The organism is Neptuniibacter sp. (assembly GCF_024231755.1).
In the GTDB taxonomy this organism is placed as follows: Bacteria; Pseudomonadota; Gammaproteobacteria; order Pseudomonadales; family Balneatricaceae; genus Neptuniibacter.
In genome coordinates, this window is the sequence record NZ_JAAEQH010000056.1 from 1 (window position 1) to 2,993 (window position 2,993).

Sequence of the window (2,993 nt, forward strand, 5' to 3'; positions counted from 1 at the left end):
ATTTTTGTTCTCAACAAGGCAGCATGAGCGTAGTTTAGTTATTCTAAATAAGCGAATAATAACGAAGTTGAGGGCATAAATGGCCCCAGTCCTTCGGATTGAGGCTATAAAAGCGCCACTCGTTGTTACTCGTCGTTCATTTAGAACCACTAAATTCTCTCCTCTTGCCTAGATTGACGCTTTTCTAGTCTCAACAGGGATGAATAAATTAGTGTTAACAGGCCCTAGTCTAATGCTCTACCGCAAGATGATCCAGCAACTGCTCTAGGCTCAACGGCGAACCAAAATAGCGCCCCTGCATCAACATACAACCTTGCCCCATCAACTGACCACGCTGGCCAGCAGAGGTGACACCATCGGCCATCACTTCGATTTCTAGGCGTTCTGCTAGATCCATCACTACATCAACAATCTTCTGACGTCCTTCATCGCTACCCATAGTAGTAATCAGTTCTGCATCCAACTTGATGATATCCGGGTGAATCTCTTTCAATTGGTCTATATGAGGGCTCTGGTGGGCAAAACCGCTGACTGACAACAAGGCTTCCGTTGTCAGTAGATCAAATAGCGCTCCCTCTTTTTCAAGAGCGGTGCGCAGGTCAACATCGACCATCATCCGACCCGCCAACTGGTACTGGGTTAGTTGAGCGACCCAGCGTTGGATAGCAGCCTTACTCTGCAGTTGCTGCGCTTCCAGACGGAAAGAGATAAAACGTAAGCCAGGGAAACGCTCCCAAACTATCTGTAAGCCACCCAGCTCCTGATCCAACCACTGTTCATAGTGATCCAACGACTCTGGGCTCTGTAGTAAACCAGAAAATTCTGCAAATGGAATCAAACCCAACTCTTCATGATTCCAGCTCGGTCGGGCATGTACCGCCACCACCTGATGACTATAGATGCTATAGACCGGTAGATAGGTCATCTGAATCTCGCCGCTAACAAGCGCCTTGGTCAGATCTTCTTCACGCAGAATCTGAGGACCTTTGCTGCGTTCCATTAAGTCGCTGTAGACACGGAAGGTATTTCGACCACTTTGTTTGGCCGCATACATAGCTACATCGGCCTTTTTAACCAGGTCTTTGGCACGATCCCCGTGTCCAGGGTAGATAGAGATCCCAACACTACCACTAATGAAGATCTCTCGATGATCCACAAAAATGCCATGAGACAACTGCTCAACCACTCGCTGCGCAACTTTCACAGCTGCTTCTACACCATCTACAGATGTAAGCATCATGACAAACTCATCACTACTCAAACGAGCGAGGGCATCGTCACCACGCACAACTGAACCCAGGCGACGCGCGACTTCTTGTAGCAGATTATCACCCACATTTCGGCCAAGGTTGTCGTTGATCCACTTAAAGCGATCCAGATCCACCAACACCACGGCTAACTTTTCACCACTTTTGTCACACTTTTTCATCCGTGCACTAAGCAGATCCTGAAACATATCCCAGTTGGGTAGATGAGTCAGTTCGTCGTATTGAGCCTGCTGACTCAGGGTCTCGATATCTGCCTTTAGTTCACTGATATTAAAAAACTGCGCTATATGACCGGTAAGCTCACCTTTCTCGTCAGTCATATTCAGCATATTGAACCAGGCTGGGTAAACCCCACCATCTTTATGCCTGTTCCACAGCTCCCCCTGCCAGTGTCCCTCGCTGCTCAGATGCAGCCAAAGGTCTTCATAGAAGCGTTCATTAAGGTGCCCTGCACCTAAAAGGCGCGGATTTTCACCCGCAACCTCAGCAAAGGTGTAGCCGGTAATTTTCTCAAAGGCGTCATTTACTTGGATAATATTGTTATCCCGGTCAGTGACCATAATCGCCTGAGGGGAGTTTTTGAATAACTGCTGACCTATATTCATGACAACCCTCTGATCAGTCCTTTTCACCTAATGATTTTTCCAGCTCTAACAGCTGCTGCTCTAGCGCTTCAACTTTTTCCCGGGTGCGTAGCAATACCGCCTTCTGTGCGTCAAATTCCTCACGGCTTACCAGATCCAGGCGATCGAATGTTCCCTGCAGAATAGCCTTTACCTGCTCCTGAAGGGAATCCTGCCCCGGCAACTTACTTTCACCTGACATCAACTGAGAAAACTGTTCAGAAAGACCTTCGATCAGCTGCGGATTGATCATTTAACGCTCCAAGTAATAGATAGATAGCCCTGCAACTATAACAACAAAAACCCTGCATTCAATAGAGCACCAAAACAGTGCAGAAGCACTGTGCACGCACTAGACCCCGCCCCAATTTATTGCACAAAAAATGAGCACAAAAAAATAAATACCCGTAACCCACTGAAATAAATAAGGTTTTAAAAAGTGGCATAGGCTTCGCTATTACCTGTGCAAATCGAAATAATGATTTATAGCTACACGCTTCATGCTGAAGCATAAGAATTTGTCTTAATGGGGGACAACAAAATGAAAATGATCTCCGCAGTCATCAAACCATTCAAGCTGGATGATGTCCGTGAAGCACTTTCTGAAATCGGTGTACAGGGTATTACCGTAACAGAAGTGAAAGGATTCGGTCGCCAGAAAGGTCACACTGAACTGTACCGTGGTGCAGAGTACGTTGTGGACTTCCTTCCAAAAGTACGCGTTGACGCTGCAGTGTCCGACGAAATTGTAGACCAGGTAGTAGAAGCAATCAGCCAAGCTTCTCAGACTGGCAAAATCGGTGACGGCAAAATCTTCGTCACTCCACTAGAGCAGGTTGTTCGTATTCGTACAGGCGAATCCGGCGACGAAGCGCTTTAAAACAGAATTTCTTTTTTAGCTTCTGGAGGAGAACCCAATGGAAGAATTACTAAACTCTACAGCTGGTGATGTAACCCAGCTTAAATACGCACTGGATACTTTCTACTTCCTAGTGTGTGGCGCACTGGTAATGTGGATGGCAGCAGGCTTTGCCATGCTGGAAGCGGGTCTGGTACGCGCTAAAAACACTACCGAGATCCTGACTAAGAACATCGCTCTGTA

General features: G+C 46.9%; 3 protein-coding genes and 1 pseudogene. 2 read left to right on the plus strand and 2 right to left on the minus strand.

Annotation, left to right across the window (positions count from 1 at the left end; translation table 11 throughout):
* Positions 1–229: 229 nt before the first annotated feature.
* Entirely contained in the window at positions 230–1,873 is a 1,644-nt protein-coding gene (locus GY843_RS02120) for a bifunctional diguanylate cyclase/phosphodiesterase (protein ID WP_297306070.1), read from the minus strand.
* A 13-nt stretch (positions 1,874–1,886) separates the two neighbouring features.
* Positions 1,887–2,144: an accessory factor UbiK family protein gene (locus GY843_RS02125; protein WP_297306071.1), complete on the minus strand. Its 258-nt coding sequence runs from the start codon at positions 2,142–2,144 to the stop codon at positions 1,887–1,889.
* 288 nt (positions 2,145–2,432) lie between these two features.
* Here GY843_RS02125 and glnK point away from each other — a divergent pair, with 288 nt between their 5' ends.
* On the plus strand, positions 2,433–2,771 hold the full coding sequence (gene glnK, locus GY843_RS02130; RefSeq protein ID WP_297306072.1) for a P-II family nitrogen regulator: 339 nt from the start codon (positions 2,433–2,435) through the stop codon (positions 2,769–2,771).
* 37 nt (positions 2,772–2,808) lie between these two features.
* Positions 2,809–2,993, plus strand: a pseudogene (locus GY843_RS02135) (ammonium transporter); the annotation flags it as partial.